An 18,576-nucleotide genomic window follows, 5' to 3' on the forward strand; every position below is an offset into this window, starting at 1 on the left:
ACAAGCCCTACAGGCATACCGGGCAACCACTCAGGATGCTTTCTCATGTACTGTCATGATAAATACCAGCGGGCTCTCCCCCTGGTTTTCGTAGAAATGAGGAACGTCCGTTCTGGCCGTTGCCGAACAGCCGGTTTTTACCCGATACAAATGGTCCTTTACCCCCAATGTGAGCGTGCCCGACTGAACATAAAACAGTTCAAGCGTTCCTTCCGTATGGCCCGGTGAAGCAAACTTTTCCCCCGGCTGCATTTCCCACATCCAGAGCTCGGTCATATCAGGCCCACCCGACCCTGCGAGCAGTCTTGCTCTCCCGCCTTTTTCACCTTCCCACAATTCTGGGATCTCATCTTCAGCAATGAGATGCACAGTCGGTTTGGAACTGACATCCACAAAATCAGCCACCGAAACCCCCATCGCGGTAGCCAGGCGGCATAACAGAGCAATGCTGGGATTGGCCCGGCATCCTTCTATCTCAACCAGCGCTCCCTTGCTGACGCCGGCTCGACGGGAGAGTTCATCGAGGGAGATTTTCTTTTGCTTACGATACTGTTTAATTCGCTGAGATACGGCTTCATTCACCGTGTTGACGATAGCATTTGCATCGGTCATTAAATTGACTTTTTTGGTCATCGGTCATTATCATAGAATAAATTAGTCATTAAAGGATTATCACGTGTTAACCGTCTCTCCGTCAATTGCCCCTGAAATTTATCGTATTGCCCCAGGTTTTCGGGCACTCAGTATCTGCGTAAAAGCTGCGCCAGTGCTTCATCCCGACGCTGGAGAAATCGCGCTGCGGGAAGCCTGTGAAGCCGTTCTGGCCGGCGAACCGGAATGGGCGGGATCTCATCTGGCAGCCTGGGCCGACGTTTTTCAAAAGTTTGGTGCTAAACCTAAACGCACCCCTTGCTCAGCTGATGCGTTACGTAAGCGCGTATTACGTGACGGAACGATGCCCGCGCTCGATCCCATCGTTGATCTTTATAACGCCGTGAGTCTCCGCTACGCCGTACCGGTTGGTGGGGAGAATATCTCTGCCTATCAGGGTTCACCACGTCTGGCTGTGGCAAACGGAACAGAGCCTTTTGATACCGTCAAAGAGGGTGAAACGGCCGTTGAATATCCTTCACAAGGAGAGGTTATCTGGTGTGATGACACCGGCGTGACCTGCCGCCGCTGGAACTGGCGACAGGGGATCAGAACCCGTCTGGGCGTGGACGCTCAGCAAATGTGGTTCATTCTGGAAAGCCTGCCGCAGATGCCGCTGGAAAAACTGCACGAAGCCGGGAAGATGCTGACCGACGGCCTGGAAAAAATGATGCCCGGCCTGTGGTTTGACGTTGCTCTCATCGAAGAACAACAGCAGTAATATCCTTCAGGAGAAACAGGTATGTTTAGCGGTTATCGGCGTTTCCATTAACCCCAATAGCCGCCAGCGGCGTGGATGAAAAGGGGTTCAGCCATATGCTTTCCCGCCGTACAGATGCTCGGGTTGACTCTATGGGCATCCTGGGGTCAACCGCACGCTACGCCTATCTGACCCGGGAGCAGCGCAAGCGCGTAGCCACTCTGGCAAAACAGCATGCCGGGGACATCCCGGTTATGGTCTGTGTGGGATCGGTCCGTATCGACGCCATTCTACATCTGGCTGATGATGCCCAGGCAGCTGGCGCGAATGTCCTGTTACTCCCGGCGGTCAGCTACCAGTCACTCCGTGACGACGAAGTCTTCTCACGCTTCGAGGCCGTTACCCGGCACCTGTCTGTATCAGTGTGTATCTCTGATAATCCGGGCACGACGCATTTTACCTTTACGGACGAACTCCATGGTCGTCTCTCATCACTTAAGGGTGTTAGCTCGGTCATGTTCCCTGACGAGCCGGACAGCGTAGCTGACAGCTGGCAAAGGAATCATTGATACACTCGCTCAGCTCCCACTAGTCCTGATAGCGAAACGACCCCGGGAATGGGTGTGGTACGAAGCGCCTGGTAAGGAGGTCAAAGGGATTGCCGCTGAAGACGCGGTATTCACTGATCATTTCATCTGGTAGCCTGTCACTCGCGCCGTTGGTAACGTGAAGATTCATGGTTAATTTTGGAATTCGGACGATTTATGCAAGCTATCAGACTATTCACCCTGATTCTGCCATTGTTCCTGGCACTCTGCGCCGGTATACCGGCCAGCGCCAGCACACCTTCAGGCAGCATTTCCTCTGCAAATGCAGCAATTACCACTCATGATAAGAACGGAAACCTCCTGCCGAATGCTCTGCGGATTCAGTATGATGTTGATTCAGATGGCAGAGTTCAGAATGTTAAGATACTGGAATCGACAACGACTCCGGAGTTTGAACATAAAATCATCGAGAAAATGATGAGTAAATGGCGCTTTGAAAAGGGGAAACCGGGAATAGCTAAAAGAGTAGTCGTCATGATCCAACCCAAATCAGCCGGCGGTCCCGCGAATAAGCAGTAAGCACTTTTGAGGATTAGTTGCCTGACGCATCATCTACGCCGGTAAAGTCCCTTGGGTGCCATGAGCAGACCTTTTAAAGGCTCATAGAAAAAACAAGCGGAGTGTTCGCCTGTTAATTTTACATCCTGGCTTTAATTATGGATTATGGAATTCTATATGTTCTGAAAAGGATTTATCCATGAGTGTCCTCTTTCCACCCAGGCTGGTTCCAGGAGATGTTATTGGTGTAACCGCTCCCTCTTCTGGCGTACCTGAACATCTGCATCCCAGACTGGAACTCGCCATAAAAAACCTAAAGGAAAGAGGTTACCAAGTCCGCGAAGGGCGCTGCTTACGCTCGCAGCACAAAAATAAAAGCGCCACTAAATTTTCTCGCGTTGAAGAATTAATGTCTTATCTTACTGACCCAGATATAAAAGCTGTTATGCCACCTTGGGGCGGTGATCTGGCGATGGAATTACTTGATTTGATTGATTTTGATCTGTTGTCCCGGTCTAAACCAAAATGGTTTGTGGGCTTTTCAGATCTTAGTACACTTCATTTCCCACTGACGACGATATCGGGCTGGGCTACTTTGCATGGGCCGAACCTCATGGATCTTGGCGCTCAAAAGTTAGATGCCACCACTCAGGCCGTATGGGAAATTCTGGAATCGAATCGGGGAACTGTAATCAAACAGTACTCTTCAACAGCATTTCAAGCGGATGAAAATCAATGGGGAACAGCGTCAGACGGAGGTTTCAATCTGACCCAAAAAACACAGTGGAAACGCCTTGATGGTGTTACATCTTCTCTGACATTTAGCGGGAAACTGATCGGCGGCTGCCTCGAAATAATATCCAGGTTAGCAGGTACACCATTCGGGAATGTGCCCTTGTTCAAGGCGAGCAATAGCCCTCAAGGAATAATCCTCTATTTTGAAAATGTGGAGATGGCTCCCTGTGAATTAACACGCGCATTATTTAGCTTACGATTACAGGGTTGGTTTGATAACTTAAATGGTGTTCTTATCGGCAGAAGTGCTGCACCCGACGTAAGCGACCCGACTAAACATAATTATCTGGATGCCCTTAAAGCCGCTTTAGAGAATATTGCCGTGCCCGTACTCTATGATGTTGATATTGGCCACATACCTCCTCAAATATCCCTGGTCAATGGAGCCGATGCGACGGTATTTTTCGCTGAAAATGGTAGCTGGGTAACTCAGCAGTTGTAGATAAGGCAGTATTAATCACAAAGGCGGGCCTTGCTGTTCTTTTGCACTGAAGATCCGCTCTTCGTTCAGAGCGGATCTTCAGTGCAGTTAACTTTTCCGATTCGTGCAAGGCGCGGACAATGGTCCGGATTAATTTCTTTTAATAAAGAAGCAAGTCGGTCCATATACTCTCCATAATTTGCAAAAAATAAATCAACAAACCTCTGTCAGAATTTCCTTTCTGAATCGGAGGCGTTATGAACAAAATAAACTATCAAATCAAATACATTGAATATTTGTTGAGAAAATGCAGAACAATTTTGACTAATGACATTTCATTTCATGCAGACAGGTTAAGAGAAATATCTGGCACATATCCGGATTTACTCAACCCTGTAACGCTTAATGAGAAAATTTGCCATCGCATTTTATTTATCCACAACCCATTTTATACATTGCTTGCTGATAAACTTCTGGTCAGGCAGTATGTTGAGAAACGGACTAATTTAATTAAGCTTATTCCTTTAGTAGGTGTTTATAACAGAGTTGATGATATTGATTTCGACAAACTTCCCTCAAAATTTGTTTTGAAATGCAATCATGATAGTGGTAGCGCGGTCATATGCACGGATAAAACGAATATTGATCCCGCTAAGGTTAAAAGCAAATTAAAACTATCTCTTAAAAAGAATATGTATTATACGACCCGAGAATGGCAGTATAAAAACATACCACCCGTGATCCTATGCGAAATGTATCTGGATCTATTTTCCAGTAAACACCGAAATATAACTCCGGAAATGATAAGAATACATTGCTTTCACGGTGTGGCATGTTTTATCGAGGCCGACTTTACTGACAGCGATGGAAACGAATTCATTAACGTTTATGACAGAGCGTGGAATTTACAACCCTTTCAGATGGAGTACCCAAACACGCCATTGCCGGTTGATGAACCCGAATCATTTCATAAATCCGTTATTGCCGCCCAGGACTTAGCAAAAGAAATAGACTACTGCCGCGTCGATCTTATGCTAAAAGGAGATGACATCTATTTCAGCGAAATAACATTAAGCCCCAAAAGAGGAAAACTTAAAATCACCCCATCAATTTGGGACGCAAAACTCGGCAGTATGTGGGATCTCTCTTGCTAAAACAGGTTCGATCGAGCCTGTGTATTCATGCCCTTAAACAGGCCATGAGAGTTTGAAAAGTGAGCCATTTTCTGGTGTTAAACTATAGCTAACGTCTCCGCCGTGGGCGCACATAATGGCTTTAACTACCGACAACCCTAAACCACAACCCTCTGGATTAATATTTTTGGCGTATTCTCCTCGCTGAAAAGGCTGGAATAAGGACTTCTGGAGTTCTTCAGGAATTCCAGGTCCTTTGTCCTGAACGATAATAAAATTATCGTTTCCTGCAATACCATTCTTTATTAACAGCGTTTGTGGTGTGGAATATTTTAAGGCATTGTCAAAAAGAACGGTGAGGCACTGAATAATGCGTAAGGGATCGCAAACGCAATACTGATGGTTAATCTCAGTGACAATTTTGAAATGCTTTTTATCAAAGTCCGGCCAAAAGGTATCAAGCGCATTTGAAATCGTGGACTTGAGATCGACTTCACTCAGCATCAAGGAGTACCCAGCGCCTCCTGACGAACTCACGACGCGGAGATCCTCAATTAAGTTGGTCAGACCTTCAGTTTGTTTAAGAAGGTTCCTGAATAACGACGGTTCTGGTTCGAACACGCCGTCAACCAGTCCCTGAAGCCTCCCACGTAAGATAGTCACCGGCGTCCGGAGTTCATGAGCAATTGCAGCATTCCATAAATTTCGCTGCGCATCCAGCGTCTGTAACTTTTCAGCCATCTCATTAAAGTCATTGACGAGCCTATTCATCTCTCCCAACTTAGAACTGCTGTTAAATGCTCTGGCACTAAGGTTTCCCTGAGAGATTTGTTTCAGGCTGTATGCGACGTCATTGAGTGGGTTGAATATTCTTGCAGACAGCTTTACGGTAAAGAAAAGTGCAACGACCAGACTGGTAACGGACGCCATCAGAATCCACATCCAGTCAAGGAATGTCATAGCATCTTCACTGCCTTCGTTCATTCCACCCGGCAGGTAATAAATCAGGAAACTATAAAATAAGTAGGAACCGAGTATTGCAATGGCAATAATAACAAACGTTAACAACAACATATATGTCAAAATCTGACGGCTCAGAATCGTTTCTTTGTTCATTTTTTGTCACCCAACCGGTAGCCTAATCCTCGGATGCTTTCCGGAATGCCCCTCAATCCGGCATGTTCAAGCTTTTTCCGAAGTTTACTCATATGACTGTCTACAGTACGATCCAGCGAGTCTCCCTCAGGTAAACACGCATCGAGTAACTCTTCACGTGAACAGACTTTTCTCGGGTTTCTCGCCAGATAGGTTAAAAGTTTAAACTCAGTGGTGGTTAATACTGGCGTGGAAACCTCACCTTGTGCAGTGATTTCAACGTAAAATTCATCAGGATAAATCGTTAAAAAAGGCGTTCTTAAAGGCCGTGAATGTGTAGACTCTGCAACCGGTCTGGTTCTGCGAAGCACTGCTTCAACCCTGGCAATAACCTCAGATGGATTGAAGGGTTTTATCACATAGTCGTCAGCCCCGAGCCGTAGCCCCATCAGTTTATCAACGTCTTGATCCAGTGCTGTCACCATGATGACCGGTACATTCGTTTCCTTTCTTAACGTGGTGAGAACATTCCAGCCATCGTACACGGGCAGGTGGATGTCCAATAGCAGGAGATCAGGCTTGTTCAGACGGGTAAGATTGATTGCCTGCTCACCGTCTTCGGCTCTTAAGGTTTTCATACCTGCCTTACATAAATAGCCTGTCAGTATGGCAGCGATGTCATCATCGTCTTCTGCGACGATAATCAGATTGTTGTTGTTCATATTTTCTTCCACAGTGCTGATGACAACATGCATTTTACCCTGAAAGCACTTTTATCGTCATGCTTAAAGCTCTTTAACTCAATTAAAAACATTAATTTTCAATTTGATGTCTTTTGACAGGTACTTTTTGGAAAAGTTCATCAAGAAATTTTCTTAAAATTTTACCAGACTCACTCTCCATATTCACTACACATTTTATAAATAATTAATCAACATCGCTAAGTGATAATCTACAACCAGGTTAAGTGGTGCATGCAATATGTACTTTGTCTAAGGAGTTTTATGGTGCTGACTAAATGTTTTTTCCGGCGCGAGAATTTGATGGCCTCACTTTTATTTTGCATCGTTTCATATGGGTTGCTATCTACCTGGCTTTACCTTGTGCATTCAATTAATGAAAAAGTAGAATCCACATTACCCTCATCTTTACTGATTCGTGTTTTGATAATCATTACAGCATTATCATTTATTATTCAGAAAAAACCTGGAGTTTTTAAAAACTTCATTGCAATAACATTCGGTCTGGTTTTACTGTTTATACACACCATCATTGTATTACATCTGCTTTTGAATACTTTTCCAGATATCTATGATTTTGTTTTTTATTATGAATTTTTTTTAATGGTTTTCTTTTGCGGACTACCTTTATGTTTATGTATAAGAATGGTTTGATATTATGCAATGTCAATATGATACATAACCTCAGGAGTGAGTACACATATCCTCCATAAAACATCCATTCACGGTTGACATCATCACGTTATACTTAGTTGAAATAATAAAACAACTGCAGAACCCTTTACACACAGATGTTTAATATAATTTATCATGATTTATAAAGGCAACGACAAACCTATGGCCCCCGGGGTTGCTATCTCACTTAAGAGACTTGCCTGGCGGCACAGAAAGAAATTGTGTATTACTTTCATGCTGGTTATTGCTGAAAACGTTGCATTCCTGCTCTACCCCGTTCTGGCAGGCATGGCGATAAATGCCATCCTGGGCGGACAGACGTCACATGCGGCCCTTTATGGCCTGATGGTTCTGTTCATGTGGTGCATGGGAGCCGCCAGACGTAGTGTCGATACGCGAACGTTTGCACGTATCTACGCAAGTCTTGCTGTGACTGTAGTATTATCCCAGCGAAAATATTCACTTAATCACTCGACTATTGCTGCGAGAGTCACTCTATCACGTGAATTTGTAGATTTCTTCGAGTTGCACCTGCCCGTATTGATCACCTCGATCATTTCCCTTTTCGGCGCAGCAATTATGCTGTTATGGATTGAATTCTGGACAGGTATAGCCTGTTTGATCATCGTGGCAATACTGATGTGTTTTGTCTCAAGCTATGCCAGCAAAAATGAGACATTCTACAGACGGCTGAATAATCGCCTTGAGAAAGAGGTCGATTATGTTAATAAGGCGTCTTTTGGTGCTCTTAAGCGACATTATGACACACTTGCCCGTCTGCGCGTGGTGTTATCCGACAGAGAGGCATGGGGATATTTATCAATAGGCCTTCTGGTTTCTGCTCTCTTTTCCATGACCATTATCAGGATGAGCATGGAATCCGGAATTAATGCCGGACATATTTATTCCGTCATGACCTATATGTGGATGTTTGCAACAAGCCTGGATGACGCACCACAACTTCTTGAGAAATTTTCCCAGCTCAGGGATATCGGTAAACGGGTTTCGACTGACGATGAGAACTCTTTATCAGGAAAACCATGCTGAACTTTTACCCTTTGTATGTTGACTGGAAGTACACCTGATGCCGCACTTTTTCATTGAGCGCCCCATCTTCGCATGGGTTATTGCCCTGTTTATTGTTCTGACGGGACTGTTGTCCATACCTCGTTTACCGGTTGCGCAATACCCTGAAGTTGCGCCACCCGGTATTATCATTTCAGTGAGTTACCCTGGAGCCAGCCCGGAAGTGATGAACACATCCGTCGTGTCTCTGATCGAGCGTGAAATTGCGAGTGTTGACAATTTACTCTATTTTGAATCTTCCAGTGACACGACAGGGATGGCGTCAATTACGGTAACTTTCAAACCCGGCACCGACATCAAACTCGCCCAGATGGATCTGCAAAACCAAATTAAAATTGTAGAATCCCGCCTGCCGCAGTCGGTAAGACAGAATGGGATAAATGTTGAGGCAGCTAATTCCGGTTTTTTAATGATGGTGGGGTTAAAATCGCCAAGCGGAGCCTATCAGGAAGCTGACTTAAGCGATTATTTTGCAAGGAATGTTACTGATGAACTCCGTCGCGTACCTGGTGTAGGTAAAGTCCAGCTTTTTGGCGGAGAAAAGGCACTCCGCATATGGCTGGACCCGATGAAATTACACAGCTATGGGCTCTCTGTTACGGATGTATTAAGCGCCATCAGTCAACAAAACGTGATTGTTTCACCGGGCAGAACAGGAGATGAACCCGCGACGAGCAGTCAAGAGGTGACCTATCCAATAACGGTAAAAGGGCAGCTCTCTTCGGTTGAAGAATTTCGCAATATCACGATTAAATCACAGGTCTCAGCCGCCCGGGTGACACTGGCAGATGTTGCCCGCGTGGAATCCGGGTTGCAAAGTTACGCATTTGGCATCCGTGAAAATGGCGTGCCTGCAACGGCAGCCGCCATTCAGTTGTCTCCTGGTGCAAATGCGATTAGTACTGCGTCGGGTATCCGCGCGCGGTTAGCAGAACTGTCCGGTGTGCTTCCCGAGGGAATGACATTCACCGTGCCTTTCGATACGGCTCCATTTGTAAAGCTATCGATATTGAAGGTAGTTGAGACATTTGTTGAAGCCATGGTTCTGGTCTTTTTCGTGATGCTGCTTTTCCTTCACAAGATACGCTGTACGCTTATTCCTGCGATTGTGGCACCCGTGGCGCTGCTCGGCACATTTACCGTAATGCTATTAAGTGGTTATTCCATCAATATTTTAACCATGTTTGGAATGATACTGGCCATCGGGATTATTGTTGACGATGCTATTGTTGTGGTGGAGAACGTCGAACGACTGATGGAAGACAAAAAAATGTCTCCACAGGATGCAACGCGAGAAGCGATGCGTGAAATTACGCCGGCAATCATTGGTATTACGCTGGTGCTCACTGCGGTGTTTATACCAATGGCCTTTGCCAGCGGTTCTGTGGGTATTATTTATCGACAGTTCAGCATTTCGATGGCGATATCCATTTTACTGTCGGCATTCCTGGCGCTGACGTTAACGCCTGCGCTTTGTGCAACCCTGCTCAAACCACATGGTATTCATCAGGGTAAAAGCAGCGTATTTTCAGCGTGGTTTAACGCTCACTTTCATCGCCTGACTTCGTTTTACGCCACTGGTCTGGGATTTGTACTGAAGCGTACTGGCCGTATGATGATGATCTACGCTGCATTATGTTTGGCATTGTTTGCCGGGCTGTCCACCTTACCATCATCATTTATACCCGATGAAGATCAGGGTTATTTTATGTCCTCAATCCAGCTTCCTTCTGATGCCACGATGCAGCGGACGCTTAAGGTCGTCGATACATTTGAAGAGGAGATCGCCCATCGGCAGGCGGTAGAAAGTAACATTATGATTCTGGGATTTGGTTTTTCAGGGTCAGGCCAAAATTCGGCCATGGCATTCACCACCCTCAAGGACTGGAAACAACGCAAAGGAACCACGGCACAGGAAGAAGCTGACCATATTCAGTCCCAAATGGCAAACGTGCCGGACGCCGTAACAATGAGTCTGCTGCCTCCGGCTATTTCTGATATGGGAACCTCATCCGGGTTCACTTATTATTTACAGGACAGAGGGGGGAAAGGCTATCAGGCACTCAAAAAGGCGGCCGATGAGCTTATTGTACAGGCAAATCATAATCCTCACCTTACCGATGTCTATATTGATGGACTTGGTGAGGGAACAAGCCTTTCCCTGCATGTCGACAGGGAAAAAGCGGAAGCCATGGGGGTTTCGTTTGATGAAATAAATCATACCATCTCGGTTGCAGCAGGTTCCAATTATGTTAATGACTATACCAATAATGGTCGAGTTCAGCAGGTTATCGTCCAGGCGGATGCGCCATACCGGATGCAGCCTGAACAACTTTTGGCTTTGTCTGTCAAAAACCGTCTGGGGCAGATGCTTCCATTATCCACTTTTGTGACGCTTTCGTGGAATGTAGCACCGCAGCAACTGATACGCTATCAGGGATATCCTGCCATACGCATAACCGGGAGTTCCGCACAGGGAAAATCGTCAGGTACCGCAATGGCGGCAATGGACAATCTGGCTAAGCACTTACCACCGGGGTTCGCCGGTGAGTGGGCGGGAAGTTCGTTACAGGAAAAAGAGTCTGCATCACAGCTTCCGGGTCTTATTGTGCTCTCGGTACTGGTGGTATTCATGGTGCTGGCTGCTCTTTACGAAAGCTGGTCCATTCCCTTCGCGGTCATGCTCGTTGTTCCTCTGGGGCTGCTCGGCGCTGTGCTGGCCGTATCCGTTACAAATATGACGAATGACGTCTTTTTCAAAGTGGGTCTGATAACCCTGATTGGACTTTCCGCCAAGAATGCGATTCTGATTATCGAGTTCGCGAGACAATTGATGAAAGAAGGAAAGAGCCTTATTGACGCGACATTGACGGCTGCAAAGCTACGCTTACGGCCAATTCTGATGACTTCTCTGGCTTTCACATTAGGTGTTGTTCCGCTGATGCTTGCCAGTGGAGCCAGCGCCAGCACGCAGCATGCGATTGGTACCGGTGTATTCGGCGGGATGATTAGCGGAACGCTACTGGCCATTTTATTTGTTCCGGTATTTTTCGTGACGATCACACGATTTACAGGCATGCGAAAATACAGACTGGGGAATAGCCGAAACGGCTAATCTCTGCCCTGTGTTCCGGCCAGTTTAAAGCAGACTTCTTGCTGAACTGGCTGGCATTACATTATCAAGGACATTATGACCATCATTACCACTCAAAGATTAATCATTCGCCATTTTAAGGAAGAGGATGCGGCAGCTCTTTTCGATTACCTCTCTTCACCACGTACTCCTTGCTTTAAGGATGAAAAGTTACATTCACTCGCTGAGGCAGAGGTCGACGTGGCTAAACGAGCCTCTGACCCAACACAGTTTGCCGTTTGTCTAAATGAAACCGATACGTTAATCGGACATCTTTTTGCGGACAATAGCAACGAGCCAGACAGCAATACCTGGTCAGTAGGCTGGCATTTTAATCAACGTTTTGAACATCAGGGATATGCAAGCGAGTCAGTTGCTGCACTGTTTGATTATTTATTTAAAGTAAAAGGCGCCAGACGTTTGTATGCCTGGGTGGAAGATTATAATTACTCCTCTCAAAAACTATGCGAGCGACTACTTATGCGACGTGAAGGATGTTTTAAAGAATTTGTCTCCTTTGAAAACGAGGAGGGTAAGGCAAGGTATGACGACACATACATCTATGCGTTACTGCATAAAGAATGGACGAAGTAGAGGACGAAGAAAAATGTCCGCTCCTCGCTCATGGCGGACCTTTGGCTCAGTTAACAGTTCGCGCCGTGCCAGAAGCGGATCTCGCTTACTGCCAGGTATCAGTATTTACGGGAAGCAGATCAGCCAGGCTAGGGATATCTATTATTGAGTATTGAACTGAAATCGTATGTCTTGGATTTAAAATCGTTTGCGGGTGGGATATAGGCATTGAGCTTTTTACTGATGCTTGATACTCTCAGAGCACAAGCAGCGACCCAACACCATACTATAAAAGCCACAATAACGACGTATAGAGATTTCAAAATCTCTATACCATCACTCTGTGAAGAACCTCTGTATATCTCAGCACCGATATATAATAGCAACGATATTAACACAAAAGGTATTATCCACTTATGGAATTTATGAGGGTATATATTCCCGTTAGTAATTGTGTACATGCCCTGATAACGCAAGACTGCCTTCAAGGACGGAATTAATGACTGTGCATAATCGGAACTCAAGCATATGATTTTATAAGATAAATGCCAATCTCTATGCAGTCCGAACGACTGTAGGCGGAACTGCTGTTCCGCCTTTGCTAACGGATCGGAGATGGGTACAGAAGAGGTTCTAAGCCATTCGACTGCTTTTATCTGCTCGGAGGGTGAGCGTGAAAAAAAGTCTCTGCGATGAAACTGAATATACTTTTTTGTAATCGCTCCAATGATAGTAAGAATGACTGCGGAAACCACTTGGTTACTAAATAGGTCCTTTATTACCGATATCATAGCTTTTCTCCTGCTTATCTAATTTCTAAAAGAGATAATATTTTATTTTTTAAAAGCTAAAAAATTTGGTTCCTCAATTTTATAGCAACTACAGTTCCTTTCAAAAGATCTCAGTCTAAAGAATACTACTTTCTCCGGCAGCAACTCCATTACCTGTGGTTTAACACGTAGCATAAAGTCATCAATGGAGCTATCCCGTTCCCGAACTTCCGCTCCTCGCTCAAATCAGACCTTCATCCCAGTCAGATTGCCCACGTCGTGCCAGAAGCGCAAGTAGGAACGCCAGAAGCCCTCAAGTATTGATGCTTCGTTTCCCCGGGATGCTTACACTTACACTCAAACCAAAAAAGCCCCTGCGCGAAAGCAGGGGCAAGCCATGTCAGAGCTTATTTTTTATTAGTTAAATACCATCCCGCCGTCGATCAGCAACGACTGACCGGTCATGTAATCAGAATCCGGGCTGGCAAGATAGGAGACGCAGGCGGCGACATCTTCCGGCTCGGACAGACGACCGAGAGTGATGCGTTTGGCGAACTCGGCGGTACCGTAGCCCAGCGGTTTACCGGCGGCTTCGGACACCTGGCGGTCAATTTCGGCCCACATTGGCGTTTTGACAATCCCCGGGCAGTAGCCGTTGACCGTGATGCCCAGCGGCGCGAGGTCGCGAGCGGCGGTCTGGGTTAAGCCGCGTACCGCGAATTTACTGGAGCTATACACCGCCAGCTCCGGGTTGCCGACGTGGCCGGCCTGGGAACAGGCGTTGATGATTTTCCCGCCGTGCCCCTCTTTCTTAAAGGCCTCGACCGCCGCCTGAATACCCCAGATCACCCCTTTGACGTTGATGTTGTAGACTTTGTCGACAATCTCCGGGGTAATGGACTCGATCGGCGTAGACGGTGCCACACCGGCGTTATTGACGATGACGTCGAAGCCGCCCAGCGTTTTGCGCGCCTGTTCAACGGCGGCAAATACCTGATCGCGGTCGGAGACATCCACTTTCACCGCCACGGCGTGTCCGCCGGCCTGGTTGATTTCCGAGGCGACCGCTTTGGCGGTGGCGTCGTTATAATCGGCAATGGCCACGGCAAATCCATCCTTCACCAGACGAAGGGCGATAGCTTTACCAATCCCCTGGCCGGCGCCGGTAACAAGTGCGACTTTTTTCATTTTCCTTTCCTTATTGTGATGACTTACAGAATCTGACTCAGATGCAGCTGACCCATCAGCAGCGGGTTATCGCGATAATCCACCGGGATGGCCACCACCGCCGGGCCGTCGACGTCCATCGCCGCGCGCAGCGTCGGTTCCAGCGCCTCGGCGCTTTCCACGGCGAACCCTTTGGCGCCGAAGGATTCGGCATAGGCTTTAAAATCCATCGGCCCGAACTCGACGCCGGACAGGCGCTGATATTTTTTCTCTTCCTGAATAGCCACCATGTTGTAGCCGTTATCGACCCAGATGAGATGCAGCACGTTGGCTTTCAGGCGGACGGCGGTCTCCAGCTCCATGCTCGACTGCAGGAAGCCGCCGTCGCCGGAGACGGAGACCACTTTGCGCTCAGGATTGACCAGCCAGGCGCCGATGGCCCAGGGCAGGGCGACGCCCATGGTCTGCTGGCCGTTGGAGATCATCACCTGGCGGGCGCGGAAGCTGTACAGGTAGCGGGCGATCCAGATATGGAAGCTGCCCATGTCCACGGTCAGCGTGACGTCGCTGTTGACGATATCCTGCATGGCGCGAACGATGCGCAGCGGATGCAGGGCAAACTGATTCAGCTGCGCGCCGCGGCGGTCCAGCAGCTCGCGCTGGTGCTGGCGGTCGCGGAGGATCTCCGCCGCCTGCGGGGAGAGCACCAGCCGGTGATCGATATTTTGCGCCAGCTTGTTGAGGGTGCCGGCGATATCGCCCACCAGCTCGACATCCGGGGTGTAGTTGCGCTCTTCATAAGCGGGCAGCACGTCGATATGCACCAGCGTCGCGTTGCCGCTGTTCCACATCGCCGGTTCATATTCCACCGGGCTGTAGCCGATGCAGATCACCAGGTCGGCGAGCTGCAGCAGACGGTCCCCGGCCTGGTTGTTAAACAGCCCGACCCGACCGGCGAAGCGAGAGAAGTTATCCTGATTCACCGCCCCGGCGGCCTGATAGGTGCTGGTGACCGGAATATGGCTGGCCTCCAGCAAACGGCGCAGCGCCGCGCTGTTTTCCGGCTGGCTGGCCATCAGGCCGAGCAGGAAGATCGGGTTCTTCGCCTGAGCGATAAGCTTCGCCACCTGGTCGATGGCGTCATCCGGCGCGGCGCCCATCTGCGGTGCCCGGCTGGCCGGCAGTACTTTACCGCTGACCGGGCCATCGACCACATCCTGCGGCAGGCTGACGAACGCGCTGCCCGGGCGTCCCTGCTCGGCGGCGCGGAAGGCGTTGGAGACCACTTCCGCCAGCGCATCCGGCGCCGTCACCTCGACGGCGTATTTGGTGACCGGGCTGAACATCGCCACCGTATCCATACTCTGATGGACCTGCTTCGCCTTATCGGCGCGTTTCACCGCCCCGCCCAGGGCGACCACCGGGTCGCCTTCGCTGTTGGCGGTGGCCATGCCGGTGATCAGATTGGAACAGCCCGGACCGGAGGTGACCAGCGCCACGCCCGCTTTGCCGGTAATGCGTCCGACCGCGGCGGCCATAAACGCGGCGTTGGCTTCGTGGCGTACCGGAATAATGCGAATCGAGGAATCCAGCAGTGAGTCGAACACCTTGTCGATTTTGGCGCCGGGGATACCGAAGATCTGACGTACGCCTTGCGCTTCCAGCTGGCTGACGACGAGATCGGCGCCGTGCGCCCACTGGCGTACCGGATACTGTTTGTCCATGTGAACCCCTTAACTTTCTACGGAACGGATGGCGGCATCGAGATTATCGGGATGCAGATTGGCCTGCAGGAACGCGCTGTCGGCGGGCAGGTCGATCATCAGCTTGTGAATTTCGCCGAAGGTCAGCACCCCGTGATCGAGCTGGTAATCCAGCAGGTGACCGCCGCCTTTGCGGTCATCGGTAATAAAGTGCTCGTGATACCCGGCGACATTGATCCCCTGCATATGCTGCGGGGTACGGAAGCCGACCAGCACCCCTTCGCGCTGGTTAAAGCGGAACACCGGCTGATCGTCGAGGACGTCGGTCATCGCCCGGTACGGCGGCGTCTGGCGCGGCACGGTGCGGGTATGGGCATGGCGGAAATGGCCGTCGATGCGCAGGGCGCAGAACAGGTTGTCAGAGGGAATTTGCTGGTCAATAACGTCGTGCAGTTGCTGGCGGCTCACCGGATGGTCAAAGGTTTTCCGGTACTGCGGCTGGAACCAGGTCATCACCGCGAACGGCGTTTTTTGCTCCGGCTGGGCTTTGCGCGCGCTGCCGTCGGCGCGCAGCTGATAGACCTGACTGCTGAAGGCGATCAGCTCCCCGTCCAGCTCATTAAAGGTGCCGAGGCCGAAATCGCCGTGTTTCAGCAGGTCCGCGATGGTGGTGCTGCCTTCGTAAACCCCGCTCAGCAGGGCGCTCATTAGCGATGTCTGATAGAGCACGCTCTCCGGATGCTGCGCGGAAAACGCCCGTAGGGTTTCGCACAGACTCTCTTCGCAGGTGCATTCAGCAGAGTGATTCATATACCACTTCCTCGTTCAACAAATATAAGAAAGGTTAAATAAATGTTGACCCGATTCAGCTCACAGTTCCAATATAGAAACCATGCTGGTTTGAGACGTTTTCGATATGGAACTTCGTTATCTTCGTTATTTTGTCGCCGTCGCCAGGACGCGGCACTTCACCCAGGCCGCCAAGGAACTGGGTATTTCACAACCTCCTTTAAGTCAGCAAATTCAGCGACTTGAGCGCGAGGTGGGGACCCCGCTGTTTCGGCGTTTAACCCGCGGGGTGGAGCTGACGGAAGCGGGAGAGTCGTTCTATGAGGATGCCCGCCAGATCCTCGCCATGAGCGATGCGGCGCTGGAGAAGGCCAAGGGCATTGCGCGCGGGATGAACGGCAGCCTGTCGCTAGGCATTACCAGTTCTGATGCTTTCCATCCGCAAATCTTCACGTTGCTGCACCGCTTTCAGCTCGACCACCCCGGGGTGACCCTGCACCAGATGGAAGACAATATGGCCAATCTGATGACCGCCCTGAGCGAGGCCGAGCTGGATATCGCCTTCGTCCGTCTGCCGTGCGAGAGCAGTAAAGCCTTTAATCTGCGGATTATTGATGAGGAGCCGATGGTCATCGCGCTGCCGCGCGATAACCCGCTGGCGACGCAGCCGACCCTGGCCCTGGAGCAGCTGTGCGACGTGGCGCCGATCCTCTTCCCGCGGGAGGTGGCCCCCGGGCTGTATGAGCTGGTGTACAACAGCTGCCTGCGCGCCGGGATCGACATGGAGCGTGCCTGGCAGTCGTCGCAGATTTCGTCGTCGCTGAGCATGGTCAATGCCGGGTTCGGCTTCGCGCTGGTTCCGCAGTCGATGACCTGCATTCAACAGCCGAACGTCAGCTATCACCCGCTCAGCGGGGCGCCGCTGAAGACCGATATCGCTATCGCCTGGCGGCGCTTTGAGCGCTCGCGCACGGTGAAACGCTTTCTGGCGATGTTTTAATTGTCGCACCTGATAATTGGCAGGCCGCATGCTTTCGCTTTCACGTTACAGTTAGGCGGTCTTTCAGTGCTTGTACAAACAGGGAGAGTTATGAAAAAAAGAGTGATGCCGGTGATGTTGCTTGCGGTGCTTAGCGGCTGCGCACCGCTGCACCCGTCCGATTGCCATAAAACCTCGGCCCTCGGCAGCTGTAGCTCCGGACGTTTTAGCGACGAGGATGAATATGGGCAGCAGGCAAGGGCGATTAAAAACGCGCTGGAGGCCCAGCTTGCCGATCGATATGCGTGGCACGGGAAAAAGTGCCGTCTGCATCTTGAGTTTGCCCGCGATGGTAAACTGAAAAAAATCGACGCCGTCGAGGGAAATAAAGCATACTGCGCCGCGCTACGCGAAGCGGCAGCGCGGGCGACCTTCCCGGCATTTACCAGTCAGCAAGTCTATGATGCCTTTGCCCGGTCACGTTTTAATATGCAGGGAGACTAGATTGAGAAAAGTCTTTTTTGGTTAACTAACTCATAATTTTCCGAGAGAAAGGAGGGATAATATTAATATATAACTGTATTGTGCTTTTTATTGTTTTCAATAGTAGGTTATTGTATTCGTTGATTAAATTAATGCTTTTAAGCATTTCAGGAAATAGAAATTGAATTTCACAGGGTTAAATCATTTGCTGCCTTAAACAAGGAGTGGTCAGTGAATAAAATTAATTTACAGGTGTGGTCAACATTCAGACTTTACGGCAAAATTTGCGAAAATTGCTCCGGCGCAATGGCACTGTGTTTGTTGCAAGCGCTGGCAATGTTGGGTTGTCTCAGCAACCGTGGTGTGGGTGGGGCATATTACTGGCTATTAACGTTTATAGCTGTTTTAGCCACCGTTGGTTTCCTGGGGTCTCTCATTAGTATTGGTAACACCATCTATTTCTATACCAGAGACCGGAAAATTGAGTGTTATATCATTTATGCTGTTTTTTATCCTGTGGTGATTGGCGTGTTGATCACTGCAGCTGCCACCTTGAAGTCAATTAGCGGTTAGTCAG

Annotated in this window: 17 protein-coding genes and 2 pseudogenes; 12 read left to right on the forward strand and 7 right to left on the reverse strand. The window is 49.2% G+C overall.

The features are described from left to right. Positions 1-30 precede the first annotated feature (30 nt). Complete coding sequence (locus tag N438_RS01080) at positions 31-633, reverse strand: XRE family transcriptional regulator (protein ID WP_038422685.1); 603 nt, start codon at positions 631-633, stop codon at positions 31-33. A gap of 43 nt (positions 634-676) precedes the next feature. Here N438_RS01080 and N438_RS01085 point away from each other — a divergent pair, with 43 nt between their 5' ends. From N438_RS01085 to N438_RS01105, 5 genes and pseudogenes are all read left to right on the forward strand, one after another. Beyond that, positions 677-1,372, forward strand: coding sequence for a B3/4 domain-containing protein (locus tag N438_RS01085; RefSeq protein ID WP_012967971.1), 696 nt, complete (start codon positions 677-679; stop codon positions 1,370-1,372). 32 nt (positions 1,373-1,404) lie between these two features. Continuing rightward, positions 1,405-1,890: pseudogene (locus tag N438_RS01090) on the forward strand (dihydrodipicolinate synthase family protein); the annotation flags it as partial. A 225-nt stretch (positions 1,891-2,115) separates the two neighbouring features. Continuing rightward, positions 2,116-2,478, forward strand: coding sequence for a TonB family protein (locus N438_RS01095; protein ID WP_038422683.1), 363 nt, complete (start codon positions 2,116-2,118; stop codon positions 2,476-2,478). A 178-nt stretch (positions 2,479-2,656) separates the two neighbouring features. Next, positions 2,657-3,694, forward strand: coding sequence for a S66 peptidase family protein (locus tag N438_RS01100; RefSeq protein ID WP_060619636.1), 1,038 nt, complete (start codon positions 2,657-2,659; stop codon positions 3,692-3,694). Between the two features lie 236 nt (positions 3,695-3,930). Next, positions 3,931-4,864 (forward strand): annotated as a pseudogene (locus tag N438_RS01105) (ATP-grasp fold amidoligase family protein). On the opposite strand, the gene ccrB reads toward N438_RS01105, so the two are convergent. Together ccrB and N438_RS01115 are read right to left on the reverse strand one after the other, a co-directional pair. Further along, positions 4,861-5,922 (reverse strand): HAMP domain-containing histidine kinase CrrB, encoded by a 1,062-nt coding sequence (gene ccrB / locus N438_RS01110; protein ID WP_023322780.1) that lies wholly within the window; start codon positions 5,920-5,922, stop codon positions 4,861-4,863. The pseudogene N438_RS01105 and the gene ccrB overlap by 4 nt on opposite strands. Next, the gene (locus tag N438_RS01115; protein WP_032738865.1) at positions 5,919-6,623 is read right to left on the reverse strand and encodes a response regulator; all 705 of its coding nucleotides are present in this window, start codon (positions 6,621-6,623) and stop codon (positions 5,919-5,921) included. The genes ccrB and N438_RS01115 overlap by 4 nt, the downstream gene beginning before the upstream one ends. Before the next feature lie 282 nt (positions 6,624-6,905). Between N438_RS01115 and N438_RS01120 the strand changes: the two genes are divergently transcribed. The 4 genes from N438_RS01120 (at position 6,906) to N438_RS01135 (ending at position 12,129) form a co-directional block, all read left to right on the forward strand. Next, entirely contained in the window at positions 6,906-7,295 is a 390-nt protein-coding gene (locus N438_RS01120) for a transporter (protein WP_004184323.1), read from the forward strand. Positions 7,296-7,478: 183 nt separating this feature from the next. Next, positions 7,479-8,363, forward strand: a complete 885-nt coding sequence (locus tag N438_RS01125; protein ID WP_116696025.1) for an ABC transporter six-transmembrane domain-containing protein — start codon at positions 7,479-7,481, stop codon at positions 8,361-8,363. Positions 8,364-8,400: 37 nt separating this feature from the next. After that, entirely contained in the window at positions 8,401-11,517 is a 3,117-nt protein-coding gene (kexD, locus tag N438_RS01130) for a multidrug efflux RND transporter permease subunit KexD (protein WP_116696026.1), read from the forward strand. 75 nt (positions 11,518-11,592) lie between these two features. Further along, complete coding sequence (locus N438_RS01135) at positions 11,593-12,129, forward strand: GNAT family protein (protein ID WP_004151178.1); 537 nt, start codon at positions 11,593-11,595, stop codon at positions 12,127-12,129. A 128-nt stretch (positions 12,130-12,257) separates the two neighbouring features. Here N438_RS01135 and N438_RS28655 read toward each other — a convergent pair whose 3' ends face one another. The 4 genes from N438_RS28655 to budA form a co-directional block, all read right to left on the reverse strand. Beyond that, positions 12,258-12,899, reverse strand: coding sequence for a hypothetical protein (locus N438_RS28655; protein WP_023322776.1), 642 nt, complete (start codon positions 12,897-12,899; stop codon positions 12,258-12,260). 396 nt (positions 12,900-13,295) lie between these two features. Continuing rightward, the gene (locus N438_RS01145; RefSeq protein ID WP_008804546.1) at positions 13,296-14,066 is read right to left on the reverse strand and encodes a (S)-acetoin forming diacetyl reductase; all 771 of its coding nucleotides are present in this window, start codon (positions 14,064-14,066) and stop codon (positions 13,296-13,298) included. A 23-nt stretch (positions 14,067-14,089) separates the two neighbouring features. Continuing rightward, entirely contained in the window at positions 14,090-15,769 is a 1,680-nt protein-coding gene (gene alsS, locus N438_RS01150; protein ID WP_023297780.1) for an acetolactate synthase AlsS, read from the reverse strand. 9 nt (positions 15,770-15,778) lie between these two features. Beyond that, positions 15,779-16,558 (reverse strand): acetolactate decarboxylase, encoded by a 780-nt coding sequence (gene budA, locus N438_RS01155; protein ID WP_008804548.1) that lies wholly within the window; start codon positions 16,556-16,558, stop codon positions 15,779-15,781. 106 nt (positions 16,559-16,664) lie between these two features. Between budA and N438_RS01160 the strand changes: the two genes are divergently transcribed. From N438_RS01160 to N438_RS01170, 3 genes are all read left to right on the forward strand, one after another. Beyond that, positions 16,665-17,537, forward strand: a complete 873-nt coding sequence (locus N438_RS01160; RefSeq protein ID WP_008804549.1) for a LysR family transcriptional regulator — start codon at positions 16,665-16,667, stop codon at positions 17,535-17,537. A gap of 90 nt (positions 17,538-17,627) precedes the next feature. Then, the gene (locus tag N438_RS01165) at positions 17,628-18,020 is read left to right on the forward strand and encodes a cell envelope integrity TolA C-terminal domain-containing protein (protein ID WP_023322775.1); all 393 of its coding nucleotides are present in this window, start codon (positions 17,628-17,630) and stop codon (positions 18,018-18,020) included. A gap of 210 nt (positions 18,021-18,230) precedes the next feature. Next, complete coding sequence (locus N438_RS01170; RefSeq protein WP_023322774.1) at positions 18,231-18,572, forward strand: hypothetical protein; 342 nt, start codon at positions 18,231-18,233, stop codon at positions 18,570-18,572. Positions 18,573-18,576 lie beyond the last annotated feature (4 nt).

This window comes from Klebsiella sp. GL120222-02 (assembly GCF_003097195.1).
Taxonomy (GTDB): Bacteria; Pseudomonadota; Gammaproteobacteria; order Enterobacterales; family Enterobacteriaceae; genus Klebsiella; species Klebsiella variicola.